Source organism: Roseomonas rosulenta, from assembly GCF_016106005.1.
Taxonomy (GTDB): Bacteria; Pseudomonadota; Alphaproteobacteria; order Acetobacterales; family Acetobacteraceae; genus Neoroseomonas; species Neoroseomonas rosulenta.
Window position 1 is genome coordinate 34,437 of record NZ_JACADR010000004.1, and the last position, 25,412, is coordinate 59,848.

Below are 25,412 nucleotides of genomic sequence, written 5' to 3' on the forward strand. Positions count from 1 at the left end.
GATGCGGAGGACGGAGACCACGATGACCAAGCGCGCAGCGAACCAGCTCAACAGCCTTGAGGCCTTCCTGATGAAGAAGGCCGAGTTCGACGAATTGCTCGCCGAACTGCAGCAGGCCAGCGCGGATCACTTTGGGGCAGACCCCAACGCGGTGCTCTGGGGCGAAGCCGCCTGGCTTACCGACGCCACCGCGAAGCTGAAGGACATCGCCGACCAGCATTTCCGCCGCGGGGAATACGCGCCCTGACGGGACGCCGCCCCCGCACCGCCCCGACCGGCACGAGCCGGCGGGGCTCGGGCTGGTAGCACCCGGATCCTCGGGTGCCGAACCAGGAGCCCGATCATGAAGCTCTCCGACACCCAGCGGATCATCCTCAGCCAGGCGAGCCAGCGCGACGACCGCCTCGCCATCCCGCCCGAGCGCCTCCCCGCCGCGGCACGGCAGACGGTGGCGAAGTCCCTGCTCAAGCAGGGGCTGGTCAGCGACGAGCACGCCAGCGCCTACGCCGCGCGAGACGCCTGGCAGATCGACGGGCGGACCCGCCTGCTGCGCATCACCGACGCGGGACTGCGCGCCATCGGTGTGGCGCCGGAGGGCGAGACGGAGGAGGTCGAGGACACCCGCCCGCGGGACGAGCGCAACGGGGTGGATCCCCGCCTCATCGACGGGGACGACAACGGCGAGCCGGCCACGGTTGGCGACACGGCGCCCACGGGCGCGGAGAGCGCCGCGCCGCATGACGCCCTCGCAGCCCCGACCAAACCCGCCCAGGCTGCGCCCCTGGCGGAGGAGGCGGCCCTGCTGGACCAGGCCCTCGCCATGCCGCGCCCGGCGGCGCGCCCCACCCTGCGCACCGCGGCCCAGCGCCTCCTCGATGCATGGGACGATGCTGCCAACCGCGAGGGCGACAAGATCGGCGCCCTCGATGGCCCGATGGAGGCCCTGCGTGCCGCGCTGGCCACGAAGCCGGGTCGCCCGCCGCGGGAGCCGGGCGCGCCGCGCAAGCCGCGCGAGGGGACGAAGCAGGAGGCGGTGCTCGCCCTCCTGCGCCGCCCCGAAGGGGCGACGGTGGCGCAGGTCGCCGAGGCGACCGGCTGGGCGCAGCACACGGTGCGCGGGTTCTTCGCCGGACTGAAGAAGAAGGGCGTCGAGGTCACGGTGCTGGAGCGGGTCCGCCAGGTCGGGCCGAACAAGGAAGGCGCCCGCGGGTCCTACAGCGTCTATCGTGTACCTTCAGCGCGATAAGCAGAGCGCCAACTACCGCTCCCGGAGTGCTCGAGTTTGCGCTCCGGGGCGGCCTGCCTGGCATCGGTCAGCGTTGAAGCGTCGCGCGCGCGATCGCAACTGATCTGCCGCGGATCCCAAGGAGATACTCGATGGCAGTCGACCTGCATTTCATCTGCAAGCACGGTGAAAACCACCGAAGGCTCGAGCTACAGCGCTACGAAACGGGCGATTGGGTCGTCAGCGACGCGACGGCAGACGAGGCGATAGGCGGCCGAGTCTATCTGCATGAGCGCCAAGACGAACCTGCGTGGCACGGCGGCACGATTCTCGGTTGGCGCGCCGCGGATGAACCGGAGCGCAAAGTCTTTACGTACGCGGTGGATGGGCCCTTTCGCATTCGGTGCTCGGGGGCTTGGGGCCGCGAGAAAGCGATAGTGCGACGGTAGTTCGAGGAAGGACGTTCAATCGTCTTGGCGTCCTGGGCTCGTTCAACCCGCGGGCGGCTGCCATGTCGTCGAAGGTCCGATCCTCGCCTGCAAGCAGCGCTGCCTTCCCGGTCAGCGCCTGCCAGCGCAGCACGGCGACATCCACGTATTGCGCATCAATCTCCATCGCGTAGCAGCGCCGCGCGGTGGTCTCCGCCGCGATGATGGTGGTGCCGCTGCCCGAGAAGGGCTCGTAGACCGCGTCGCCCACCGCGCTGTTGTTGACGATCGGCCGCCGCATGCACTCGACCGGCTTCTGCGTGCCGTGGATCGTTTCGGCATCCTCGTCGCCGCCGAAGCCGATCGACCACAGCGTTGCCTGGTCGCGCGCCCCCTGCCAATGGCCCGTCGCCCCTTTGCGGACGGCATAGAGGCAGGGCTCGTGCTGCCAGTGGTAGTCGCCGCGCCCGAGTACGAAGCGCGGCTTGGCCCAGATGATCTGGCTGCGGATCGCGAAGCCCGCCGCCTCGAGGCTGTCGATCACCGTGCGCGCATGCACGCCGGCATGCCAGACATAGGCGACGTCGCCGGGGAACAGGGCCCAAGCCTCGCGCCAGTCAGCGCGGTCATCGTTGGCGACCTTACCCGTACGAGTGGTGGCGGACACGCCGGCCTCGTTGCGCCAGGACGGGTCGTACTCCACTCCATAAGGCGGATCGCTCGCCATCAGGTGCGGCTTCGCGCCGTCGAGCAGCCGGGCGACGTCCGCGACGTTGGTGGCGTCACCGCACAGCAGCCGATGACGGCCGAGGATCCACAGATCACCTGGACGCGACACTGGGACCGCGGGGGGCTCCGGCGCCGGCGCGTCGGGATCTGGACCGCCGGTCTCGTCCTCCGCGGGGCCGGCCAGCAGCCGGTCGAGCGTCATGGCATCGAAGCCGATCAGCCCGAGGTCGAACTCGGCATCGAGCAGCCCGCGCAGCTCGCCGGCCAGCAATCCCTCGTCCCAGGTGGAATTCAGCGCCAGCTGGTTGTCCGCCAGCCGATAGGCCTTGGCCTGCGCCTCGGTGAGATGCCCGAGCCGGATGGCGGGGATGCTAGCGAGGCCCAGCGCCTTCGCCGCCAGCACGCGGCCGTGGCCGGCGATCAGCACGCCCGCATCATCGATCAGCACCGGTACGTTGAAGCCGAACTCGCGCATCGACGCCGCCAGCTGCTGCACCTGCGCCTCGGGGTGCTGCCGGGCATTGGCCGCATAGGGCGCCAGCGCCGCCGTCGGCAGCATCTCGACGCGGAGGTCAGGCTGCATTGGCCATCTCCGCCGCCCGCGTCGCAGCGACCGCGTCGTAGTCGCGCCCGTCGCCGTCCAGTTTGACCTTCAGCTCCGGGAACACCATCCGGTAGCGCGCGATGGCGAGGTCGACATAGGCCGGCGCGAGCTCGATCGCTCTGACCTTTCGCCCCGTGCGCTGGCCAGCCAGGATCGTCGTACCGGAACCGGCGAAGGGCTCGAAAACCACGTCGCCGAGATTGGCGTAGCTCTGCAGCAGCAGTTCAGGCAGGGCGACCGGGAATACCGCCGGGTGCTCGGTCTCGATGCCGCGCCCCTTGTGCCGCGTGATGCGCAGCACGCTGTCCGGGATGCGCATCTCCTGCACCGGCAGGCCGGCATGGGTGTACGCCTTCACCTCCCCATCCGCCGCGCGCAACCCGCTGCCCTTGTTCTCTGTCCCCGCCCACTTGCAGGGGATGATTTTGTTCGGCTGGCGGGACTTCCGGTTGAAGTGGAACACCAGCTCGAAGGCGGGCGCCAGCCGACCGTTCCAGTCGCCCGGCAGGCCGGGCCCTTGGTCCCAGGCGTACAGCCCGAAGCGGCGCCAGCCCTGCGCGCGCATCCATTCCACCCAGCCCTGCCAATAGGGCCGCCACTCCCCGTCACGGTGGATCAGGCCGAGGTTCACCAGCGCCTGGCCGTCCTCGGCGAGGGCCGCCGGCAGGTGCTGGAACACGCCCTGCATCAGCGCATCCCAATCCGAGATGCCGCCGGTGGTGTAGGCGCGCTGGTTGCCGTAGGGCGGGCTGGTGAACAGCAGCGCCGCACGATCCGCGCCGAGCACGCGGGCCACGCAGGCGGCGTCGGTGCTGTCGCCGCAGAGCAGGCGGTGCTCGCCCAGCAGCCAGAGGTCGCCCAGGCGGGCGACCGCCTGGCGCGGCGGCACCGGCTCGGCGTCGGCGGGATCCTCGTCCCCCTCAGTCTCACCACCGACACCGATGCCGGCACCGCCGCTGGATCCGCTCCCAGGCTCCCCCGCGTCCGAAACCGCCACCTCGGCGAGGTCGCCGAGCAGCCCCGCCACCTCGTCGGCGCCGAAGGCGGTCAGGCCGAGGTCGAAGCCCTCGGAGCGCAGCTCGAACAGCTCGCCCTTGAGCAGGTCTGCGTCCCAGCCGGCGTTCAGCGTCAGCTTGTTGTCGGCCAGCGCGTAGGCGCGCTTGTCGGACTCCGACCAGCCGCGCGCGACCATGGCCGGCACATCCAGCAGCCCGAGCGCCTTGGCGGCGAGCACACGGCCATGGCCAGCGATCAGCTGCCCGGCTTCGTCCACCAGCACTGGCACGGTCCAGCCCCACTCGCGGATGGCGGCGGCGATCTGCGCCACCTGCGCCTCGCTGTGGGTGCGCGCATTGCGGGCGTAGGGCAGCAGCGAGGCCACCAGACGCCGCTCGACCGTATCGGCCGGCCAGGCTCGCTGCATGCGTGAACTCCGCCTTTTTAGGGAGGGAAAAATCCCTGCGTGTCCCCCGTCGCGGAGGGGCGCCCCAAGGCGCCAGAGATCCGATCCCCCGCTCCCCATCAGCAGGGGGGCGCGGGGTCAGCGCGCCATGCGCGCGGCCCGGGCTGCGACGGTCTTGGTCGTGTGGCAGGCACCGCACAGCGCCTGGCCGTTGGTCACGTCGAGCGCGGCACCACCGTCGCGCAGTTCGACGATGTGGTCCGCGAAGAGCCGCACGCCGCGCCGACCGCAGCGCTGGCAGGCATGGCCGGCACGGGCGAGCACGGCAGCGCGCCAGTCACGGTGCGCGGCGGAGCCGTAGCGCGGGTCAGGCTGCTTCGGCGGCGGCAGCGCGGTGCGCGTGTCGTAGCGGGCGATGCGCGACGAGAGCATGCGCAGCCTCGCCACTGCCTGCCCCCATCAACGCGAAACGCCCGGGCCATTGGCTCAGGGCGATTGTCGTGCGGATCGTTGCCCGCACTTCGTCATCGTGAGAGGAATCTACGCGATGTGAGTTTCATCCTGCCACACGACATTCATTCGCGCGGCTTCCTTCTTCTTCGATCCTAGCTGGCGACCGGCTCATTAGCCTGCTTCGATCGTAGCAGGGCGTGCGCGAGACGATGGCACGTCGGGCAAAGCACCGTGAAGTCAGCATAGGTCGTCACGCGCTGTCCCTCTTCGAGCGGATGGAGATGATGCACGTCCAAGAGAGAGCGTGGCTTTATGGCCGTCCCATTGATCCGGGTCGCCGGGTCAAAGCCACAGTCATCACACCGCAGCGTCCCCTTCTTCTGACGCATTCGGATGAACTTCTGCGCTAGCCACGCCGCGCGAAGACGGACCTTCCCCCACTGCTCCTTCGTCATTCCCTCGATCGCGGTCTCGCCCAGCTCGGCATCGATATGCCGTTGAAACCTCGACTCAATTTCGCTGAGTTCCGCTGCCTCGATATCTGCCTCGATTCCGATCCAGGCATTCGACGTGGGGCGACGTGACAATGGAAGCCCGGCGATCGCGGCGCGCTCCTCGTCACCGAGTGGCCGCAGTGTCGCTGACGGATGTGCGAAGACTCGTTGCATCGATTCGGGCGAGAAGACGTCTCGGGCAAGAGGCCGTGTCGTGATCTCGAAGCTCTCGATGATTGGGAAGGCGACAGACCACCGCCGGCGCTTTCCATCCTCGTCCCACATGTCCTGCAATCGAGCGTAGTCTGCTTCTCCGATAATGGTCTTCAGGGACAGCGCCGAGGCCCGAAGCCGATGCACTGCCACAAGCCGCCCTGCTACCGTGGCATGTTGAGCACGTTCGGCTAGGTACTCGGGATCATTGATGTACGCAGCGTTGGGTGTCCCGAAGTTGCGGGTGATGTACTCAAGCACGTAGCCGTTGCCAGCCTGACCGGCGATGGTCGCTTGGCACTGCCCGGGTGCGTCAGGGCCGTTCCCAACAGGGGTGAAGCCAATCCAGTGCGACGCGGCCAGCCAGTCAGCTTTCGCCGCGGTAACTCGCGCAGGAAGATCTGCGATTGTGGCTACCGTCATTCAACACACCAAGTTTCCCGATACGAAAGCGTAGTCACCGGATTGCTCAGGAGGAAGTGCTGGTTCTTCGATCTGCCTGTCTGTGAGAAAGCAAGCCATAGTGCCCCGCCAGCACACCCAGCGCCGCAACCAGCATCCCCTGCGCCTGTGATGCCGGCACAGTCCGGCCGGCCCAACCCTGGCGCAACGCCCATTCGCGGACCGAGCACTCGAGGCCGATGACGTGCCAGACGCAGGAGCCGGCCGCACTATCAAAGCCGCCGAGTGCCGTCATGGCGTGCGCGATTTGCTCCCGAGCCGTCACCTGGCGGTCGGTGAGGCGGTCTCCGGTTCCACCAGGAACACGGACAAGCGGCATGGCGCGCAGCTGGTCCAACGCGGCGACGCGGAACCTGCCCCGGAACACCGCGCCGGCATCGTGCATTTCCTGCGTAATGGTGCCGTTGGCGAGCATCTGACCCAGCGTGTCGACGGCGCGACGGTGCACGGTCGGCAACCCCGTCTCGGGATCCGCCTCCCGCACCGGCTCGCCCACCGGACCATGCTGCAGCCGCCACTTGGAGGGCTTCGACAGATCCTCGCGCGGCGCCGCCGGCCGCTTCGCCTTGCGCTTACCGGCCATGCCCCTGCCCTCCATTGCGCCGCCCCCAGCGGCGATTGGCTTCGTTGATGATCGCCTGGCGAAGCCAGGGGTCCGTGATCTCGTCGACCGGGATCGCGACGACGCCGAGCCGATGCCAGGCCGCGGCCCGCATCGCGTTCACATCCGCGTCGGTGGTCGGGCTGCGCGCAAGGTCGAGCGAGGACCGTGGCGGCTGCGGAGCACCGGGCAGGGTCATGCCACACCTCCCCCAGCCTCAATGGCCCAGAGCAGCAGGGCGATGGCATCCGCCTCGTTGTCGTCGGTCGGTGCGAAGCCACGGGCGCGGATGACCGCGACCATGGCGGCTTTGTCCGCATTGCCGCGGCCTGTCGCGAAGCGCTTGATGGTCGCCACGGGCACCCCCTCGTAGGCGACGCTGCGTTCCTCGCACCAGGCGGAGAGGTGCGCGAGGAAGCCGCCATAGATGTGGGCGGCATCGGTGCCGGCATGGGCGCGGACTTCCTCGAAGACGACGCGCCCGATGCCGTCGGTGACGCGCTGCATTTCGTCGAGCCAGCCGCGGAACCGCAGGAAGCGCATGCCGCCGCCTTCGAAGCGTGATGGCCGGAACGTCATGGTGCCGGAGGTGATGCCGTCTTCGCCGAGCCGAACCGCCCAGCCCGTGGTGGTGCCGAGGTCGAGGGCGAGGATGGTGGCGCCGCGCGCGGCGCCGTCGGCGACTGGCGCGGCGAGCGTACCGGTTGCGCCTCCCGCGGGCATGGAGAGAGTCGTGGAAGCCATGGTGTTCTCCGAGAGGGGATGTTCGTGGTGAGGGCGGCGACGGCGCGGTTCTTGGCGGAGCTCGCCGTCGCTGCCCGGCAGAGCGAAGTGACACGCGCTCGCGGGGGGCCGGTCGGCCAATTATTTGTTTCGGTGACGCAAGTGACACAGGCTCCGGTAAACACCGTCACGCGCGTGCGCGTGCGCGCGTGAACGGGTATTTCCTGGGACTGTGTCACTTGCGTCACCGGAATGACCTCTGACGCCGCCTGGGTGCCGTGCATGGTCGGCACCCCTCAGAACTGCAGGAGGTCGGTGGGCACGAGCGGAGCCCGCACGCGGAGGCCGCGGAATGCCCGCGCGCGCCTGTCACGATCGCGCTCGAAGTTCCGGTTCAACAGGTTGTCCGAGAACCGCCGGACGGACCCGACGTATTCGTGGTTGGCTTCCGCCCATGCCTTCCAGGACGCGAAGAGCGTGGCCGTGGGCTCGACAGAGCTCGGCACACGCTCGCAGCATTCCTCCATCCAGCGCCCGAGAGCGTCCTCCGCCTCGAAGTATTCCTCGGTGGCGGCCAGCACCGTGGCCGGCGCGCGCAGCCCTGCGCGCTGCCACTCGAGGCAGCCCTGCAGGGCCCAGGCGAGGATGCCGTCGCGCTCGGCCAGCAGCCGCTCCGGCAGGCGCTTGTCGCGCTGGGCCGGCGGGATGGTGACCGTGAAGGGCACCATGTGCAGCCGGCGCCGCATAGCCTCGTCGACGTTGCGGATGGCGGGCTTATGGTTGCCGGCGACCAGCAGCTTGAACTGCGGGGTGAACTCGAAGAAGTCCTGCCGCATGAAGCGCGCGGTGATGCGGTCGCCGCCGGTCAGCGCCTTGAGCTTGCTCTCCGCCCAGCGGCTGCCCTGCTCGGTCTCGATGGAGGTGACGATGCGGGCGCCGCGCAGCCCCGCCATGTCGGTCGGGTGGCGTTCCCCGGTGGTCGCCATGAACATGTCCATCGGCGCGACGGTGGCGTAGTCGCCGAGAATGGCGGTCAGCGTGTTGGCGAAGACCGACTTCCCGTTCGCCCCCGTGCCGTAGAGGAAGAACAGCGCGTGCTCGGTGGTCACACCGGTCAGGCAGTAGCCGACGACGCGGCGGAGGTAGGCCTGCAGCTCGGCGTCGCCGCCGGTGACCTGCGCCAGGAAGGCGAGCCAGGTCGGGCAATCGCCCGTGGGCGCCGCGGTGGTAATCTTCGTCATGTGCAGGGCACGGTCGTGCGGCGCGACGGTGCCGGCGCGCAGGTCGACCACCCCGGCGGGCGTGTTCAGCAGCCAGGGATCGCGATCCCAGACCTCGGTGGTGGTGGCGTGGCGGCGATCGGCGCGTGCCAGCCGCTCGACCGCGGCGACGGTCGAGGCCTGCGACAGCTTCGCGCGCACCTTGGTGCTGTTGGCCCGGTTCGCCGCCGTCCGGCAGATCCGCCGCGCCAGGTCGAAGGCGCGCAGCGTTCCCTCGCGCTCCCAGCGCGTGCCGGTCCAGGTCAGCCAGGCGCCCCACAGGGCGACGTGGCGCCAATCCTCGGCATGGAGGTCGCTGAAGGCGGCGGCCAGCGCGTCCTCGGTGAACTCCACGGGGATGGGCTCGTCATCGCCGCCACCGGCGTCACCGGAGCCATCCCCCGCTGCCGCGGCAGTGTCCTGGGCGGCGGCCTCCGCGCCCTGCCGCGCCGCGTCGCGCCGCCACAGCTGCTCGGCCTCGTGGCGCAGCCGGTCCTCCGGCCAGGGCGGATCGATGCGCGCGGTGTTGTAGGCGAGGATCTCCTGCCAGGCCTGGGCGGGGGTGGTGTGGCCCTCGCGGCAGCGGCGGATCCAGTAGCCGATCACCCGCGACAGCGCGTCGAAGCGCGTGGTGCCGTCGACGCCGCCCTCGCGGATGCGCTGCCCGAACAGGGCGGTGACATCACCGCGCAGTTCCCCGGCGCCGTTGAAGTCCATTGGATCGGTGGGCGCGACGTCGGGCAGCACGCCGGTTTCGCCCGGCATAGGCGGCATGGCGACGACCGCCTCGGCGAGGTCGGTCAGGTCACGATCGGGGCCGCCCGAGGCGAGCACCTCCACCAGGCGGGGCGTGCCCTTGCCGTGCACCGTGCCGGCGACACGGATGGGCTGGTGCGCAGACCGGAAGGCGGGATCTCCGCCGACCTTGACCGCGATGGCGTGCCGCAGCCGGCAGACGGTGGCGAGGTCGGGCCCCTCGGCGGGTTCCGTCAGCCGCCAGTAGAGGTGCAGCTTGCGCAGGCCCTCCGCCGTCACGCCGCCGGAGGCGACCTCGAGGCTCGGCACGCCGAGATGCTGCAGCAGGTGCGCCCGCTTGGCGGCGATGTCGCCATGGTCGAGATCGACCAGCACGGTCTGCATCTGGACCACATGCTCGGCCCGCGCCTCGCCCGGCGCCGCCACCGTGCCGGGGATGACGTAGAGGGCCATGCCGCTGTCCGCTGCCCAGCGCGCCTGTACCGTCAGCTTGGCGGCCAGCTCGCCATCGGCGGGGAGAAACGGCGTGTGCGGCGCGCGGTCCGGCCCGCCTTTCTCGGCGAGGGCGCGGACGGCGACGAAGCCCTCGCAATAGCCGAACAGCGCCTCGGCATAGGCCGCGACCATGGCGGCGTTGGGCACGATGGGCATGGGCGGCTCCACCTCCGCCGCACTCATGCCCAGCACCGCGACTGCCAGGGGCAACGGGCGCATTCGAAGTGTCCCGGCTCGGCCGAGATCCGCGGCAGCCATTCGCCGGCATCGCAGGCCTGCAGGACACGGACCGCCTTGTCGCTGGTCGCCTGCGCCAGCGCCGCGTCGAACGGCACCAGCTCGTGGTGCAGTTCGGCGGTGTCCTTGTTCACCGCGGTGAACAGCGCCGGGGTTTGGGCGAGGCCCATATAGGCCTGGTAGAGCGCGATCTGCGCGGCGTAGACCGGCTTGGCGGCGGCGACCCCGCGGCGGACGATCTCCTTCCAGTTCCGCGCGTTGGCCGACTTGCACTCCCACAGCGCGGGCGCGGCGACCAGGCTCGCGGCCTCGGGCGGCGCTCCCACCACGACGCCGTCGATGTGCCCCTGGATCCTTCCATTGGCGACGGAGAAGCCGAACTGCTCGCCGTCACGCCCGCGGGTCCGGATGTCGAAGCCGGCACGGCGCAGCCAGCCGATCGCCAGGTCCTCGAAGACATGCCCCACCGCGAAGATCCGCAGCGTCTGCCCCGAGAAGCCGGTGTCGGGATCGCGCGGCAGGTCGAGGTGCTCGTACTGCAGGCGGCGGGCGCAGGGATCGCCGAGGCGCGAGCCGCCGAGATAGTCGCGCCGCGGCCGGGAGCCGTTCTCCGCCACCAGCGCGATGTCGATCAGCGCGTTGATCGCCTCGGCGGTGGTGGGTGGCTTCGGACGGTGGTTGAAGTCAAGCGGGATGACGTTGGTCACAGCGGGATCTCCGGCTCTCCGGGCCCGGCGACGGCCCGCATGGCGTCCTGGAAGCCGCCGATGGCGACTTCGATCAGCGTCAGCACCTGCTCGGCGGTCAGGGCGTTGAGCGGCGTGGTCCAGCCGATCTCGGCCATGACCTCGGCGACCGGCTTGAGGGCGGCGCGCATGCCAGCGCGCTCCTGTTCGGTGAGGTCAACCAAGGCGGGCGACCTCCCGGCCAAGCGTGTCCAGAAGCCCTGGCACGCCATGCAGCAGAAGGAGGCCGAGGGCCGTGGCGGCATCGCCTGCCTCGGGTCGACCCAGCCATAGCCACGCGCGCGCCGCCGGCAGAGCGCGCAGAGCGAGGACGGGGCGGGCCGCATTCATGCCGCCCTCCCCATCCGCTCGCCGAGCACCGCCGCGGTGATGGCGGCGCGGTTCCACAGGAAGTTCAGCCGGCAGTTGGCGGCGTATTTCGACAGGCCGAAGTCGAGCGCCGGATTGCTGTCACCGGCGCGGGCCAGGAGCTCCCGCTGCCGTGCCGTCGCCGGATGCGACAACCACAGCCGGCTCTTGCCGGCGGCGAGGCTGGTCTCCGCCTGGCGCAGGAAGTCGTCGGCGCTGGCCAGCACCTGGGTGCGGTCGCCGACATCGATGTGGCGCAGCCGGCCGAGCTTCGCCTTGCCGACGGCGTGCCAGTGCTGCCCGTCGAAGAATACGCCGGCCCAGGCCTCGAAGCCGGAGGCCATCATCGACTGGCCGTCACCATGCATGTCCCACCACCGGAAGGGCGAGCGGTCGAGCAGGTCGATCTCGGTCAGCTGGAAGCGCTTGAGCGGGGTCTTGTCGCGGAAGGCGCGCTGCCAGACATGCCCGCAGAAGGGGCAGGCGACGGTGCCCATCGGCACCTCCGCGTCGCAGCTCGGGCAGATCTTGTAGGGCGGCTCGCCGGGCTCCTCCTCGTCCTCCTCCGGCAGGGTGCCGTCGCCCTCGATGGAACCATGCCGCTGCGCCGCTCCGGCGAAGTCGAGCACGATGCAGTCCGTCTTGATGACGCCGGGGAAGCGCTCGGGATCCACCTTGCGCAGCCCGCGCCCGATCGCCTGGATGAAGGTGCCGCGGTGGAGCATCGGGCGCAGGATGGCGATGCAGCCGACCGGCTGGCTGTCGAACCCCTCGGTCAGCACCATGCAGTTGGTGATGACCTGCACCTCGCCGCGATCGAACCGGGCCAGAAGGTCAGCGCGCTCCTTGCCGGGCATCTCGCCGGTGACGGTGGCGGCGGTGATGCCGGCGTCGCGGAAGGCGGCGGCGACCGCCTCGGCATGGGCGACCGTGGCGCAGAAGACGATGGTGCGCCGGTCGGCCGCGTGGTCCCGCCAATGCTCGACCACCGCCTCGTTCAGCACCGCCCGGTTCAGCACCTTGGCCGCGGCGTCCATGTCGAAATCGGCGCCGGCGGTGCCGAGATGGTCGAGCGCGTCGGCGACCCCGAGGTCGAGGGTCAGGGTCCGGGGCGGGACCAGGATGCCCTGGGCGATCAGCGCCGAGATCGGCAGGTGGTAGGCGATGTTGGAAAAGGTCTTGCGCAGGCTGCGGCGATCGCCGCGTTCCGGGGTGGCGGAGAGGCCGAGCAGCTTCACGCCCGGGTTGGTGGCGCGCGCGGCGGCGATGATCGCCTGGTAGCTGTCGGCGGCGACGCGGTGGCATTCGTCGATGACGAGATGCGAGACCTGCCCCATGCGGGCACGGCGGTTGGCACGGGCCAGGGTCTGCACGCTGCCGAACACGATCTGGCCGGACCAGTCATCGCGCTCGGCCTTGACTACCGAGGCCGGCAGGCCGGCGACGCGGCCGATGGTGGTGCGGTTTTGCTCGATCAGCTCATCGGTGTGCTGCAGCACGAGGAAGCGGGCGTCGGGCTGCGCCGCGGCCTCCTCGTTGATGTAGAAGCCGGCCACGGCGGTCTTGCCGGCCCCAACGGGCAGGGCGACCAGCGTGTTGCCGTGCTCGGCCGTCTTGGCGCGGGCGGCGGCGACCGCCGCCCGCTGGTAGGGACGAGGGATCATGGCGGCGTCCCCCCTCAGCGCGCCCAGAAGGGCGCGTTGCCGCCGGTGGGCGCACCCGGCGCGCCCTGCGTCCCGGGTGCCGGCGGCGCGGCCCAGGACGGTGCGGTGCCCGCAGGCGTGGCCGCGGACGACGCCTGCAGCAGGGTGGGCTGCGCCATGGCGGGCGGGTTGCCCATCAGCCGGAGGTAGTCGGCGTGCTCCGGGCCGATCGCCGCGGCGATGACGTTGCGCCCCTCGTCGCGCGGATCGGCCTTGTCCTTCTCGATCCCGATCTTGGCGACGAACTCGAGACCGTTGAGGTCGCCATAGCCGCGGATGGTGCGCGCGACGCGGGCGCGGTCGCTGGTATCCTTAGCCGGCACGCCGCGGGCGCTTTCCAGCATGCCGCGGATCAGCGCCCGCCCGCGGTTGGCGTAGGTGTCCTCGGCACCTTGGCCGCCTTTGCCGCGCAGGCCGATGCGCGTGTAGATGCGGCGCTTGGCGTGGGGCCCCTCCAGCACCACCGCCTCGCAGTTCAGGTACTGCGCCTCGGAGGTCTTGCTCTGGGTGAGCCAGCCCTCCGGCCCGGCGCCGCCGGGACGGATGGAGAGACGGACCTTCGCGAGCGTGCCGGCCGGCAGCAGGTCGAAGGCTGCGCTCTGGGCGTCGGCGGTGTTGTAGTCGAGCGGATTCATGCCGGACATGGCTCAGCCCTCCGTCGTCGTCGCGGTGGTGTTGGTGATGGCGGGCTCGACAGGGCCCGTCGGCAGCGGGGTGAACTGCAGCCGCTCGGTGGGCGGCGTCGTCTGCGGGCGGCGGATCTTGTCCATCAGCCGGCCGAGATGCGGTTCCTCGATCATGCCGAGGCGGCCGCTGCGATCCTTGGCCGGATAGCCGAAGGCGTTCAGCGTCGTGCACACGAAGCCGCGGATCGGCGTCTCGTTCTCGCGCGGCAGTTCGGCGAGGGTAATGACCTCGTCGACGATGCCGGGCAGCTCGAGGCCGGTCTTGCTGCCCTCGATCTGCAGCGAGAAGTACGGCCGGTTGAAGTCGTCGAGCTGCTTGTTGAGCAGGCCGACCAGCCAGACATTCTTGCTCGGCGTGTGCTGCAGATGCGTCAGCCAGCCGATCATCTCCTGGCCGAGCAGGCCGTAGGCGCCGCGGAGATCGGGCTTGCCGTTGCGCTCCGACATCGCCTGCGGCTGGCCCTTGCACCACTGCAAACAGAGCCGCGAGGCGACCGTGATGCTGTCCACGAAGATGGTGTCGTACTTCGCCAGCTGGTCGGGGCTGCCGAAGGCGTCGCAGACGCGGGCGTAGTGCGTGACGTCATACGGCTGGTCGGCGCGCATCGCCGGGTTCGGGCCGCCGATCCAGCAGGCCAGGTCGCGCGCCATCTCCCAGCTGCGCACGCGGACCTCGTCGCCGGGCCAGCCCTGCACGGCGAGCTCGCCCGCCTCGAGGTTGACGAACAACGTGCGCGTGGCGTCCAGGGTCCAGAGCTGCGACGTCTTGCCGATGCCGGAGATGCCGGTCAGCACGCCCTTGATGCCGCGCTGCTCGGCGAGACGTTCATCGGCCGTGATGATGCGGAAGCCGCCGGGCGGGGACGAGTTGAAGGGCGCGCTCACCGGCCGGCCTCCACGATGCGCAGCGCGGCATCGACTGCCAGCGCGCTGCCGAGCCCGCCGGCACGGCGCGCTCGATCATGCAGGCGCCGCAGGGCGTAGAGGCGGTCGGTGGCCGCGTTGTTCTCCGCCGTCAGCGCCTGGATCGCGAAGGCGATGTCGTCGATCGTCGCCTGCACGAGCGGCTTGCTGATCGGGTGACCGAACTCGCCGAAGGTCTCGGTCTCGATCATGTCGGGCAGCGCCGACAGGCCGTACGCCTGGCGCAGCCGATCGAGCGGCTTGATGGTCCTGAACATGGGAACGTGGCTCCTGTCGCGTCACGCTCCGTGCCGTCATGGATGGAACTGCCGGGCCCCGACGCGGTCGGAGCGGACCGTCCTGGTATTTCCGCCGCACGGCGGTGTTGCATTCCCAGGAGGACCCGACAGTGATGCCGGGCGGGGTCAGGAGGTGCTCACTGGCCACCCTCCTGAAGCTGAGCCTTCTCGAAGGCTTCAACGTCATCGAGGCGGTAGACGACGCGGCCGCCGAGCTTGAGGTAGCGCGGCCCCTGCTTGAGGAAGCGCCACCTTTCGAGCGTCCGCGCGCTGAGATCCCAGCGCGTCGCGAGCTGCCGCTGATTGAGATGAGTGTCAGCTCGCGCCGTCGTCGTGCGCATCGCCAAGGGCTCCGTCCGATGATGCGTGTCCGTTGCGGGTCACGTACCGGCGCGGTTGGCGAAGTGTCGGGGTCCGGCGAGGTACCCGCCGAGCCCTGCTGCGATGGCCTGGCGCTTGAGGCGCTTCGCGTTCTCGTAGACGGAGGAGCGGTGCAGGCCGGCCGCCTCGGTGGCGGCAGCGACATTCTCCGACAGCAGGATGTCGCAGCAGCGCCGCAGCGCGGGGGTCAACGATGCGATAAAGCGCGCGACGTCGAGCCGCAGGGCGTGGGAGTCGCCCGGCGCGGCATCCTCCGGATCGGCGGGCAGCATTTCCGCGATCGTGATGTCGCTGCCCGGCACCACCGGCATGTCGAGGGGCACCGTCGCCCGCTCCGCCGCGCGGCGGGCCGTCGGACTGGTGAGGGTGGCCACGCGATGCGCGATGACGCGGTGCGCGAAGGTACGGAACGAGGCGCGTGCCGGATCGAAGGCCTCCATCCGACACCAGAGATCAAGCACCAGATCCTGCTCGAGGTCCTGGGCGTCCATGCCGGGCACGGCATGCTGACGGGCCAGGCGGCGCGCCGTCGCGCGAATGTGCTTGAGCACGCGGGGGTCGATCCCGTCGTACCGATTGAGATGCTCCATGGGATTTCGCCGTCGATCGAGGACGGGCTCGCGGCCCGATCGATGGGGACCGGCGAAATTTCGCTGAAGGGGGGCGGATCAGACGCGCGAACGCGCGGCGGCGCAGGCGAAGGCCAGCGGAATCATGGCGCTAGGGGCGACGAAAAATGTACAGATGGCGGGATCAGGGCCGGTGAAAATTCACCGGCGGCGTCGTTGAGCGAGGCCCCGCAACCATTGCTCCCGTTCACGCTGAGGGCGTTCGTCGCCGACGACGAAGGCCGCGACGTAGGCACGCTGCTGCACATCCCACGGTATTGGGTCTCCGGCGATCCCGAATGTCTCCTGCAGATGCCGCGAAAGAGCTTCCTTTTGCTTGCGCACACGAGGGGCGATGGACCCCTCCCTGAACTCGAGGGTTCCGTTCTTCGTCGCGAGCAGCAGGAAGAAGGTCCAGGCAGCAATGGCCTTTGCGTTCTTGCCGCTCCGCATATCGAAGTCACCGGGATCCATCTGCCGCGCGACTCCTGGCCCGCTGCACACAACCGTCTCGGTGCTGGTGAAGCGCAGCGTGATCTGGCTCCACGTCGTCCCCGGCGGCAGCGCAACGCGCGGACCGGCCGACGTGGCACCAACGCGGGCCTGGAGCGCTGTCCGCACGTCGTGGAGGAGGACATCAACAGGCTGGACGAGCCGCAGCCCGTCGGCGCGGTCGATCACGGTGACGTCGTTGAGATGGAGCACCTGGTGTCCATGCTCCAACAAGCGCACGCGTAATAACGCGGGCAGCGCCGCTGCGGTCGGCGCGAGCACCACACTGCGCTCCGCGGCCAGCCCCCCCTGACGCAGTTCCTCCTCTACAAGCGGCTCGGTTGGCCCCGGGAGGACCAACAACACCGGTGCTGCGAGGCCCGCGGCGACGCCGTGTTCGCCCACCCGGAGGACGCGCCCCACGCGTGACTGCCCGGTGGCGGCCTGCACCGCGAGGGCCGCCACGAGATCCTTATGCAGGCGCGCAGCGTCGAGTTCCAGGATGTCCAGGTCCGGCGGATCGAGATCCACGGGATCGCATCGCCCCGTGACCGACCGGCAGACCGCGCGGAAGGTCCCGGCGGCGTTGCGGATGACGGAGCGCGGGCAGCCATCGCCGCCGGGAGAGGGACAGTCTATCGCCGTCGCGCGGCGGCCGGTCTTCCGCAAGTAGCGCTGCGCCGCTGGAAACTCGTCCCCGAGGCGCGCCATCCAATCGCGGCGATCCGTGGCCGCACCAGGGAGCTCATCAAGCGTCTGCCAGAACTGCCGTAGCGGCTTCGTCATCGTCGGTGTCCACGCCCGTCAGGATGAAGCCGCGCTCACGCAACCAGCATTCGATGAGCTCGCTGTCCTCGTTCCGCTCGAACCGCGCGATGCCGGGCGGCCTGATGGTCACCGACCGCTCCTTTTCGGCGCCGTCGAATGCCACCTTGAAGGTCGCGCTGACCAGACGGCCGCCAGAGAGGCTGCCACCAGCGCGCGCGGCGAGCGCGCCGAACACATCCTCGGCCTTCCGCGTCTCCGTCTCGCGGAATGCCCCACCCCAGTAGCGCCGATACTCGACCAGCCGCACGCCGGTGATGCCGTCGATGTCCTCCACGTTCAGCGCCGCACTGCCGTGATGAACCAACGGATCAAGCGTGAACCGTCCCGCCGGCGGGAAGTGCTCCTCGTCGTCGAACAGCAAGCGCCCCAAGGTCCGGAGGTAGAGGTTGCGCTCGCCCTTGGTCTTGGCGTGCACACCGATGTCGCCGCTGCGCTCATCATAGAGCAGGACATCGTGGCACTGCGGCCGATAGAATTCGGTGCCCGCGCCCCCGTCGTCCCGCTGGCTCGCCTCCCGGCGCATCGTTTCGCCGTGCCGTACGAGGATCCAGGTCATCGGCGAATGACGGAAGACGAAGATCCGGCAGCCGCGCCCGCGCCGATGCGCCTCGAACCAATCGTCCAGCTCGGCTTCGATCTTCAGGCGAAGGGCGTCGTCGACATCGGGAAACGGCGCCTTGAGCGGCTGCTGCGGCCCGAAATACTCGAAATTCCGCTGCCGCATGGCGAGCGCCTCGGCATGGCGCGACCGAACCAGATCGGGAGCGGCGCACCACACGTCGATCGCCAGATCAAGCGGCGTCGCCCCGGGGTCATCCGCAATGTCGATGCCCTGTGCCTGCACCGCGGCAATCAGTTCGTCCACGTCTGACGCGCTGGCGGTTTCGTGCACGTAGTACAGCGCGTCCACCATCTCCTTCGGCGTATCGCGGTCTGGCGTCAGGAAGATCTGCGCCAGCGCGGCATAGTCGATTTCCGCGCCAGGCAGGGTGGGGAACTGGAAGCCGCGGGCGGCGAGGTAGTCATGCCACGGGACGAGGAAGGCCCTGAGCCGCTCAGGCGCGGCGGCCTTCAGGCGGTCCGGATCAGAGAACTTCCTGGGGTTGAAGGAAGCCATGTGTCGCCATCGCTGATTGGGGGGAGGTCAGCAGTGTGAACAGGCTTCCTTCCTGGCATATGTTCCTATTTTGTTCAAGCCTTCCAGCGGGTACCCCGACAGGTGCTGCTCGCCCCCCGGTATGTGCGGCCACGATCCCCAGGCGACGACGAGCATGACGAAGTCGACCACCGCGCCTAACCGCGCGCTGCCCTCATCGCTGCCACCTCACCTCCGTGAGGTCTGTGACCTCCTAGCCCGCGGCCTACTGCGGCTGCGCAGCCGCGCTGCTGCGGATCTCGCGCGCGACGCCGCGGACCGCGGAGAGCGGTTGCTACACTTCCCGGCCACCCAGCGCCTGCATGCGAACCGGACCACCCGGAGAGACGCATGACGCGAACCACCAAGCCCAAGCCCGGCACGCCGCCGGCATTCACCGCCCCGGCTATCCCGCCCGCCGACGTGCTGGGCCGGCTCGCCGACCTGAAGACGGCCGTTACGCCCGCGCTCAAGCAGCAGTGGCGGGAACTCTTCGGCACGGAGCCGCCGCCCTACAATCGGCGCTTCCTGGAAAGCCGGCTCGCCTATCGGATCCAGGAACTGGCCTATGGCGGCCTGAAGCCCGAGACGCTGGCGCGGCTCGAGGCGCTCGGCGAACAGCTCGACGGCGGGAAGATCACCGTCCGCCGCATGCGCGGCGACGACAAGCCGATCGCCGGCACGCAGCTGATCCGGGAATACCAAGGGGTCGAGCACGTGGTAACCGTCACGCGCGCCGGCTACGAGTACGGGGGCCAGCCCTACCAGTCGCTCTCCGCCATCGCCCGCGCCATCACCGGCACGCGCTGGAACGGGCGCGTGTTCTTCGGGCTGCGCCCGAGCCGGAGCGCGGCATGAAGCGCGACGCGAAGCCAGCCGCTGCGATGCCGGCCACCGTGCGAAAGCTGCGCTGCGCGGTCTACACCCGGAAGTCGAGCGAGGAAGGGCTCGACATGGAGTTCAACTCCCTCGATGCCCAGCGTGAGGCGTGTGAATCCTACATCGCGTCTCAGCGCGCCGAGGGCTGGGTGCTGGTTCGCGAGCACTACGACGATGGCGGCATCTCCGGCGGCACGCTCGAACGTCCCGCGCTCAAGCGCCTGGTCGCCGATATCCAGGAGGGGCTGGTCGACGTCGTGGTGGTCTACAAGATTGACCGCCTCTCGCGCTCGCTGGTCGACTTCACAAAGCTAGTCGAGGTGTTCGACGCGAACAATGTGACGTTCGTCTCCGTCACTCAGTCATTCAACACCACCACCAGCATGGGTCGGCTGACGCTGAACATCCTGCTGAGCTTCGCGCAGTTTGAGCGCGAGGTCATTGGCGAGCGCATCCGCGACAAAGTGGCGGCGTCGCGCAAGCGCGGCATGTGGATGGGTGGGTTCGTCCCCCTCGGCTACGACGTGCGCGAGCGGAAGCTGGTAATGAACGAAGCCGAGGCCACGCTGGTGCGGCGGATCTTCCAGGGCTTCGTCGAGACGGAATCCTGCACCAAGCTAGTCCAGGCGCTGCGCGCCGAGGGCGCCACCACGAAGCGGGGCCGACCGCTCACAAAGAGCGACGTCTACCGGATCCTCAGCAACCGTGTGTTCCTCGGCGAGGCGGTGCACAAGGGCACGGCCTATCCTGGCGAGCACGACGCCATCGTCACGCAGGCGCAGTGGAACGCGGTGCACGCCGTCCTGCAGGTTAGCCCGCGGGTGCGGGTCAACCGGACGCGGAACACCACCGCGCCACTGCTGCGCGGGCTGATCTTCGACAGTGACGGCCGCGCCATGTCGCCGAGCCACAGCCGCGGCCGGGGCGGGCAGATGTACCGCTACTATGTCAGCCAGGCCGTGCTGAAGGGCGGCGCGACGGAGCGGCCGGCGATCCCGCGGCTGCCGGCCGGGGAGATCGAGGCGGCGGTGGTCGCACAGGTCCGCGCGCTGCTGCGGCAGCCCGAGATGGTGGTCGGGACCTGGCGGGCGGCGCGCGCGACAGCGCCGGATGTGACGGAGCAGGATGTGCTGCTGGCGCTGGAGCGGATCGAGCCGCTGTGGGACGAGCTCTTCCCCGCCGAGCGGGCGCGGATCGTGCGGCTGCTGGTCGACCGGGTCGACGTCCGGGCCGAGGGCGCCGCGGTTCGGCTGCGGCTGGACGGGCTCGGCAGCTTGGTCCGCGAACTCACCGCCCCGGCCCCCGACGCCGGGAGGGCAGCGGCATGAGTGAGGCAGCGCAGACTCTCACCGTGGTCATCCCGCTTCGCGTGAAGCCGCGCGGCGGGCGGAAGGCGATGCTCACGCCCGGCGTGCTGGCGCTGGAGCGCCGGCAGGACATCACGCTGATCAAAGCGGTGGCGCGGGCGTTCCGGTGGCGGCGAATGCTGGAGTCCGGCCAGTTCGCCACAATCAAGGACCTCGCAGCGGCCGAGAAGATCAACTCGTCCTACGTCTCGCGGGTGCTGCGGCTGACACTGCTGGCGCCCGACATCGTCGAGGCGATCCTGGATGGGCGGCAGCCGGAGGGGGTGACGTTGCCGGGGCTGATGGAACGCTCCCCCGAAAGATGGGACGAACAGCACGCATGAAGGATGGCATTCCTTCTCTTCGTTATTCGCCATCCTCAATGCTGTGTAGCAGGCGCTGTGTCCTACATGAACTACACGGCCCGCGCCGCGCGGCCGAAAATCGCGGCGGCGGCGAAAGCGACGGCGCCCGTCAACGGGATGGCGAGGACGCACATGGCGATGGCGCGACGGTCAGTGCCCGCGACGGACAGCAGCGGCGCCAGCGCCGCGCCGATGTTGCGGGTCGCGATGCCGATGGCCAGAACGGTCCGCTGTTCCTCCGGCAGGCGTCGGGCGAAGCCGTAGGCGGCAGCCGTCACCAGCGCATAGAACAAGACCTGCGACCCGATCGCGTAGGACCCGACCGAGCTGATGAAATCCCGTCCGTAGAGCCAGAAGATGAGCAGGAGCATCAGCCCGGTGTCGATCGAGGTGATCGCCTTGACGACCGGCCTGGCATGGTCGGCGCCCCGTGGCGACAGGAGGCGCACGATCACGCCGACCACAAGCGGAATCGCCACGAAGAACACCAGCGGCTTCGCAATGGTCCAGGTGTCGGCGCTGAATCCATGGACCAGGACCGGCACCATGAGCGGCATGTAGAACACGACGCAGACAGACGACAGCACCATTAGCCCGGCGACATAGCCGAGGTCGCCACCCGACACCCGTGCGGCCATCGGGACGAATGGTGCGCAAGGTGCGAGTCCAAGCAGCATCAGGCCGATCCCGTAAGGCGCTGGCATCGGGATCACCGCCACCATCAGGAAGGCCAGCGCCGGGCAGAGCACAAAGCCCCACACGAGGCTGTGCCCGACGAAGCGCAGGTCGGTCAGGGTCTTGCGCGCATCGCTCAACACAAGGTCGAGTCCGAGGCCAAGCAGGTTCCCGACGATGAACACGACCAGTGTCAGGTTGAACACGGTTTCGATGGATGGCACGCGTCTCCCTCCTGCGATGCGCGGCTAGGGTTTCGTGCGTCCGAACGCCTCGTCGATGATCCCCTGCAGCCGGCGCAGCGTCTCGGCCGGCACGGACGGGAAGTCCTTCAGCGCATAGACGCGCCCCAGGAAGCCGTACTTCCCCTCGCCGTAGCGGTGATACGGCAGCAATTGATAATCGACGACGTTCGGGTAGGGCCGGATGAAGGCGAGGACCGACCGAATGTGCTCCTCATCGTCGTTGACCCCCGGAATGACGGGCGTGCGGGCCACGAACCGCGTCTGGGGGAATGTCGTATAGGCGCGCCGGAAGTTTTCGAGGATCCGCGCGTTGCTGACACCCGCCCACCGCTTGTGGCGCCCTGGATCCGTCAGCTTGTGGTCATGCATCACGATATCGACGTGCTGAAGTACCTGCTGGAAATAGTCCCACGGCACATTGCCGGCCGTCTCGATCGCCGTGTTGATGCCGCGTCTGCGCGCTTCGGCCAGGAGGGCCGCGCTGAACTCCGGCTGCAGCGTGCATTCCCCGCCCGACAGCGTGAGGCCACCACCTGATTCCTGATAAAAAGCGGCATCCTGCTCGACCTCGGCGAGCACCTCCTCGACCGTCATCTCACGGCCGAACTGGAACAGCGCCTCCGTGGGGCATGCCGGAACGCATTTGCCGCAATCGGTGCACAGGTCCCAGTTCACGCGCACCTTGCCGTCTGCCTCGACGACATAGAGCGCGTCCTCCGGGCACTCCTTCAGGCAGAGCCCGCATTCCTTCTCGCCGATGCACTTCCTGACATCAAAGGCGAGTTCCGGCTTGGGGCGGATGCTCTCCGGGTTGCAGCACCAAGCGCATCGCAGCGTGCAGCCCTTGAGAAAGACGGTGGTGCGAATGCCGGGACCGTCATTGGTGCAGAAATGCTGGATGTTGAGCACCCGGCCGGTCACGCCGGCGGCACCTGCTGCGGTCGCGCTCATGGCTGTGCGCCTCCCTCGTCGCCCAGTGCGATGCCGAGCGCGCGCGCCGTCTGTATCAGGGCGCCGTCGGCCGGGACGGTGCGGATGCGGCCCAGCGTCTCGCGCAGGGGAACACTTCCGAGGTCGGGTGGCCGGTAGCTCACCATGATGCCGTCCTCGCCCGCATGCAGTGCCCGCACCGCCGCGGCGCCATAGGACAGGCCGAGTTGGCGATCGAGCACGGATGGCGGCCCGCCTCGCACCAGGTGACCCAGCGAGAAGGGCAGCACTTCGCGGTCGGTCAGCCGCTGCAGGGCCGTCGCCACGGTTTCTGCCAGCCCTCCGGTCCGGTCCATGACATGCGCGCCCTCCCCGAAATCGGGATCGGCATTGGGCGTGAGGCTGGCGCGCAGCCCGCCAGGTGGCGCCGGGGGGGATGGCGCCGCACCAACGGCGGACCGCGCGCCTTCCGCGACGACGACCAGGGCGCAGCGATGGCCGGCGCGCTCCCGCAAGGCCAGTGCGCCGGCCACTGCGGCCAGGTCGTGCGGAATCTCGGGCAGCAGGATCGCGTCGGCCATCGCCGCGATCCCGGATTGCAGGGCCAGCCAGCCGGCGTGCTGTCCAGGGACCTCGACCACCGCGAGGCGCCCGACATCGCGCGCGCCGATGCGGATACGCTCGAGCGTCTCCGCCGTGTGGGAGAGCACGCTGTTGTAACCGAAAGCCTGTGGCACACCGGCGATCTCGTTCTCGATCGACTTCGGGATGCAGGCGGTGCGCACGCCCTTCCGGTTCAGCTTGAAGGCGACACTGAGCGCGTGCAGGCCGGTGACCGCGCTGCCGCCGACGATGGAGATGACGGCTCCGATCCCGGCCGCGCGCAGGCCGGCCAGGATGTCATCGGAGCGATCGACCTCCTCGACCTCGTGATCCGCGGTGCTCACCCGCACCCGGAACGGGTCGGTGCGCGCCGCTGTGCCGATCAGGCTTCCACCGTGCCCAACGTTGTCCACCATCGCGGGGCGCAGGGGCACCAGGCCGCCATCGGGGTAGCGATCGGGGTAGAGAAGCCCATCGTAGCCGTCACGGATGCCGACGAGCTCGAGGTCCAGACGGTCCGCCGCGAGGGCCGCGCCGGCCACCACCAGGTCGAGGCCAGGCAGCAATCCGCTGCCGATGTTGATTGCGATGCGCAATACAGGTTGGGTCATGACCGTTCGCCCCTCATGCCCTGGCGGAACCCGTGCGCCCCGTTGGATCGGGGTGCACGGGCGGCGCGTCGCCGGATGAATGCGTCAGTGCTGCGCCCAGGTGTGGCCCCGGAACTCCTCGACGTCCTCGATGCCGGGATGGCGCCCCTCGGCGTATTCGAGCGGTTCGTCCCACCGGGTGGAGACATACTTGCCGGTCACCGCTGCGTTCACGAGCTCGGTCAGGCTGCCGAAGATGACCTTGTGCCCCAGGCCGCCGAAGATCTTGAACTGCTTGAAGCTGTTGGTGGCGACCGTGAAGTCGCTGCCCCAGTCCACGCTCAGCGCGTTCATGCCCCAGCAGGTCTGGTGGTAGATCTTGCCGCCGGCTTCTTCAATGATGCGGGCGTCACCATAATGCTGCGCCATGAAATAGCTCGGCGTATCGGTCTGCACCCACAGCATGACGTCCTTGTGCACCTTCCTGCCCTGGAGCGCGCGGGCGATCTGCTGGATCTCCTCGTAGATCAGGAAGGGACAGCCGAAGTGGACGATGTCCACCTTGTCGGTCTTGGCGGTCCGCAGCTCTGCGTACATCGCCTTCACGTCGGCCAGCGTGAGATGGATCCGCTCCACGTCCGCGGGCACCTTTCCGCCGAAGGCAGCCTCGAGCGTCGGCGATCCAGGGGTCTTGCCGATCAGGTGCAGTAGGGGGTCGTTCATGCCCGGGGACGCGCAGGCGGTCAGTGCCTTGGCGGCGGACGGCATCATGCGTGGCGGCAGATTGAGCACCGCGGGAATGCGATTGTTTGCCCGCTTGGCAATGGCGCCGCCCAAGGCAGCCCAGTCGGCCGGATCGTCCACGATGTTGTTCTTGATGTCGTCATCAAGCTCGTAGATCACCTTCGCGAGGCGGTTCTCATCCAGCAGCAGTCCATACTTCGGGATGCAGCCGGTGATTGTCGCGTAGGGCGCGATCACGGCGCTCTCCCGGTTGGTCTTCACCCCCAGGATGGAGTTCAGATAGGAGGCGCAGCTGGACTCGCAGCTGGCGGCGTACTCGCCGGGGAGCGCGAACGCGCTGTTGAAGTGCGGCGTGCAGGAGTAGGTCGGGAGCCAACCTGTCTTCTGCATGTGTTCGTAGCCATCCTTGACCGCCTTGAACACCGTTGGCGACATCTTGAAGTACTTGTTGTTCCAGGGCATGCCTTCCTTTTCATAGGCATCGACCTGCGCGACGTAGGGATCGCAGGAGCAGACCACGTTGGGATCCTTGGTGGCCTCGGCCCCCATCTCCCAGAAGGGCTCCAGAACCAGGCCCTGCCCCCACTCGAACTGCTGGTATTCCTTGGACTCCTTCGGCAGACCCTTCTGGCAGCCGATGTAGTGGATGAAGGAAACCTTCACCATCTCCTTGGCACCGACAGCCTCGCCGAAGGCCACCAGCCCTTCCATGGCCAGCTTCTTTGCGGGACCGTGAACACCGTCGAGCATTTCTTGTTCGTAGGTGGTCAGCTTCATGTTCATTGTACTTTCCTCTCCGCCGGTTTTCTGATGAACTGATGAAAC

General features: G+C 69.0%; 27 protein-coding genes. 5 read left to right on the forward strand and 22 right to left on the reverse strand.

Features of this window, described 5'->3' with window-relative positions:
- Nucleotides 1-22 precede the first annotated feature (22 nt).
- Entirely contained in the window at nucleotides 23-247 is a 225-nt protein-coding gene (locus tag HW578_RS01590) for a hypothetical protein (protein WP_232478427.1), read from the forward strand.
- A 96-nt stretch (nucleotides 248-343) separates the two neighbouring features.
- On the forward strand, nucleotides 344-1,246 hold the full coding sequence (locus tag HW578_RS27635; RefSeq protein WP_232478428.1) for a DUF3489 domain-containing protein: 903 nt from the start codon (nucleotides 344-346) through the stop codon (nucleotides 1,244-1,246).
- A gap of 348 nt (nucleotides 1,247-1,594) precedes the next feature.
- On the opposite strand, the gene HW578_RS01600 is transcribed toward HW578_RS27635, so the two are convergent.
- The 18 genes from HW578_RS01600 to HW578_RS01685 form a co-directional block, all read right to left on the reverse strand.
- A complete protein-coding gene (locus HW578_RS01600) occupies nucleotides 1,595-2,965 on the reverse strand; it encodes a site-specific DNA-methyltransferase (protein ID WP_198368774.1) in 1,371 nt (456 codons plus the stop codon).
- On the reverse strand, nucleotides 2,955-4,409 hold the full coding sequence (locus HW578_RS01605; RefSeq protein WP_198368775.1) for a site-specific DNA-methyltransferase: 1,455 nt from the start codon (nucleotides 4,407-4,409) through the stop codon (nucleotides 2,955-2,957). Before HW578_RS01605 ends, HW578_RS01600 begins: the two co-directional genes overlap by 11 nt.
- 117 nt (nucleotides 4,410-4,526) lie before the next feature.
- Nucleotides 4,527-4,820, reverse strand: coding sequence for an HNH endonuclease (locus tag HW578_RS01610; protein WP_198368776.1), 294 nt, complete (start codon nucleotides 4,818-4,820; stop codon nucleotides 4,527-4,529).
- Between the two features lie 173 nt (nucleotides 4,821-4,993).
- The gene (locus HW578_RS01615; RefSeq protein ID WP_198368777.1) at nucleotides 4,994-5,971 is read right to left on the reverse strand and encodes an HNH endonuclease; all 978 of its coding nucleotides are present in this window, start codon (nucleotides 5,969-5,971) and stop codon (nucleotides 4,994-4,996) included.
- Between the two features lie 46 nt (nucleotides 5,972-6,017).
- Nucleotides 6,018-6,593 (reverse strand): hypothetical protein, encoded by a 576-nt coding sequence (locus tag HW578_RS01620; protein ID WP_198368778.1) that lies wholly within the window; start codon nucleotides 6,591-6,593, stop codon nucleotides 6,018-6,020.
- The gene (locus tag HW578_RS01625) at nucleotides 6,583-6,810 is read right to left on the reverse strand and encodes a hypothetical protein (protein WP_198368779.1); all 228 of its coding nucleotides are present in this window, start codon (nucleotides 6,808-6,810) and stop codon (nucleotides 6,583-6,585) included. The genes HW578_RS01620 and HW578_RS01625 overlap by 11 nt, the downstream gene beginning before the upstream one ends.
- Nucleotides 6,807-7,355 carry a RuvC family protein gene (locus tag HW578_RS01630; RefSeq protein WP_198368780.1) on the reverse strand — a complete coding sequence of 183 codons (549 nt, stop codon included), beginning with the start codon at nucleotides 7,353-7,355 and terminating at the stop codon, nucleotides 6,807-6,809. The genes HW578_RS01625 and HW578_RS01630 overlap by 4 nt, the downstream gene beginning before the upstream one ends.
- A gap of 275 nt (nucleotides 7,356-7,630) precedes the next feature.
- Nucleotides 7,631-10,063 carry a phage/plasmid primase, P4 family gene (locus HW578_RS01635; protein WP_198368781.1) on the reverse strand — a complete coding sequence of 811 codons (2,433 nt, stop codon included), beginning with the start codon at nucleotides 10,061-10,063 and terminating at the stop codon, nucleotides 7,631-7,633.
- On the reverse strand, nucleotides 10,024-10,788 hold the full coding sequence (locus HW578_RS01640; RefSeq protein ID WP_369407789.1) for a hypothetical protein: 765 nt from the start codon (nucleotides 10,786-10,788) through the stop codon (nucleotides 10,024-10,026). Before HW578_RS01640 ends, HW578_RS01635 begins: the two co-directional genes overlap by 40 nt.
- Complete coding sequence (locus HW578_RS27640; protein ID WP_198368782.1) at nucleotides 10,785-11,153, reverse strand: DUF6511 domain-containing protein; 369 nt, start codon at nucleotides 11,151-11,153, stop codon at nucleotides 10,785-10,787. Before HW578_RS27640 ends, HW578_RS01640 begins: the two co-directional genes overlap by 4 nt.
- A complete protein-coding gene (locus HW578_RS01650) occupies nucleotides 11,154-12,839 on the reverse strand; it encodes a DEAD/DEAH box helicase (protein ID WP_198368783.1) in 1,686 nt (561 codons plus the stop codon).
- A 14-nt stretch (nucleotides 12,840-12,853) separates the two neighbouring features.
- On the reverse strand, nucleotides 12,854-13,522 hold the full coding sequence (locus HW578_RS01655) for a hypothetical protein (RefSeq protein ID WP_198368784.1): 669 nt from the start codon (nucleotides 13,520-13,522) through the stop codon (nucleotides 12,854-12,856).
- A 3-nt stretch (nucleotides 13,523-13,525) separates the two neighbouring features.
- Nucleotides 13,526-14,449 (reverse strand): ATP-binding protein, encoded by a 924-nt coding sequence (locus tag HW578_RS01660; protein ID WP_369407790.1) that lies wholly within the window; start codon nucleotides 14,447-14,449, stop codon nucleotides 13,526-13,528.
- Entirely contained in the window at nucleotides 14,446-14,745 is a 300-nt protein-coding gene (locus tag HW578_RS01665; RefSeq protein WP_198368785.1) for a hypothetical protein, read from the reverse strand. The genes HW578_RS01660 and HW578_RS01665 overlap by 4 nt, the downstream gene beginning before the upstream one ends.
- Before the next feature lie 158 nt (nucleotides 14,746-14,903).
- The gene (locus tag HW578_RS01670) at nucleotides 14,904-15,107 is read right to left on the reverse strand and encodes a helix-turn-helix transcriptional regulator (protein WP_198368786.1); all 204 of its coding nucleotides are present in this window, start codon (nucleotides 15,105-15,107) and stop codon (nucleotides 14,904-14,906) included.
- 39 nt (nucleotides 15,108-15,146) lie between these two features.
- Nucleotides 15,147-15,737, reverse strand: coding sequence for a sigma-70 family RNA polymerase sigma factor (locus tag HW578_RS01675; protein WP_198368787.1), 591 nt, complete (start codon nucleotides 15,735-15,737; stop codon nucleotides 15,147-15,149).
- Between the two features lie 180 nt (nucleotides 15,738-15,917).
- On the reverse strand, nucleotides 15,918-17,033 hold the full coding sequence (locus tag HW578_RS01680; protein ID WP_198368788.1) for a hypothetical protein: 1,116 nt from the start codon (nucleotides 17,031-17,033) through the stop codon (nucleotides 15,918-15,920).
- Entirely contained in the window at nucleotides 16,996-18,192 is a 1,197-nt protein-coding gene (locus HW578_RS01685; RefSeq protein ID WP_198368789.1) for a hypothetical protein, read from the reverse strand. Before HW578_RS01685 ends, HW578_RS01680 begins: the two co-directional genes overlap by 38 nt.
- A gap of 369 nt (nucleotides 18,193-18,561) precedes the next feature.
- On the opposite strand from HW578_RS01685, the gene HW578_RS01690 reads away from it, so the two are divergent.
- The 3 genes from HW578_RS01690 to HW578_RS01700 are packed head-to-tail and all read left to right on the forward strand — an operon-like array spanning nucleotide 18,562 to nucleotide 20,779.
- On the forward strand, nucleotides 18,562-19,068 hold the full coding sequence (locus tag HW578_RS01690; RefSeq protein ID WP_198368790.1) for a DUF2924 domain-containing protein: 507 nt from the start codon (nucleotides 18,562-18,564) through the stop codon (nucleotides 19,066-19,068).
- Nucleotides 19,065-20,417 (forward strand): recombinase family protein, encoded by a 1,353-nt coding sequence (locus HW578_RS01695; protein ID WP_198368791.1) that lies wholly within the window; start codon nucleotides 19,065-19,067, stop codon nucleotides 20,415-20,417. Before HW578_RS01690 ends, HW578_RS01695 begins: the two co-directional genes overlap by 4 nt.
- A complete protein-coding gene (locus HW578_RS01700; protein WP_198368792.1) occupies nucleotides 20,414-20,779 on the forward strand; it encodes a hypothetical protein in 366 nt (121 codons plus the stop codon). The genes HW578_RS01695 and HW578_RS01700 overlap by 4 nt, the downstream gene beginning before the upstream one ends.
- 71 nt (nucleotides 20,780-20,850) lie before the next feature.
- Here the strand turns inward: HW578_RS01700 and HW578_RS01705 are convergent, their stop codons facing one another.
- The 4 genes from HW578_RS01705 to HW578_RS01720 all read right to left on the reverse strand — a co-directional run bounded on the left by HW578_RS01705 (nucleotide 20,851) and on the right by HW578_RS01720 (nucleotide 25,370).
- Nucleotides 20,851-21,699: a bile acid:sodium symporter family protein gene (locus HW578_RS01705; RefSeq protein ID WP_198368793.1), complete on the reverse strand. Its 849-nt coding sequence runs from the start codon at nucleotides 21,697-21,699 to the stop codon at nucleotides 20,851-20,853.
- 24 nt (nucleotides 21,700-21,723) lie between these two features.
- Nucleotides 21,724-22,671, reverse strand: coding sequence for a glycyl-radical enzyme activating protein (locus HW578_RS01710; RefSeq protein ID WP_198368794.1), 948 nt, complete (start codon nucleotides 22,669-22,671; stop codon nucleotides 21,724-21,726).
- Nucleotides 22,668-23,864, reverse strand: coding sequence for a 6-phosphofructokinase (locus HW578_RS01715; RefSeq protein WP_198368795.1), 1,197 nt, complete (start codon nucleotides 23,862-23,864; stop codon nucleotides 22,668-22,670). Before HW578_RS01715 ends, HW578_RS01710 begins: the two co-directional genes overlap by 4 nt.
- Before the next feature lie 84 nt (nucleotides 23,865-23,948).
- The gene (locus tag HW578_RS01720) at nucleotides 23,949-25,370 is read right to left on the reverse strand and encodes an aconitase X catalytic domain-containing protein (RefSeq protein WP_198368796.1); all 1,422 of its coding nucleotides are present in this window, start codon (nucleotides 25,368-25,370) and stop codon (nucleotides 23,949-23,951) included.
- Between the last annotated feature and the right edge of the window lie 42 nt (nucleotides 25,371-25,412).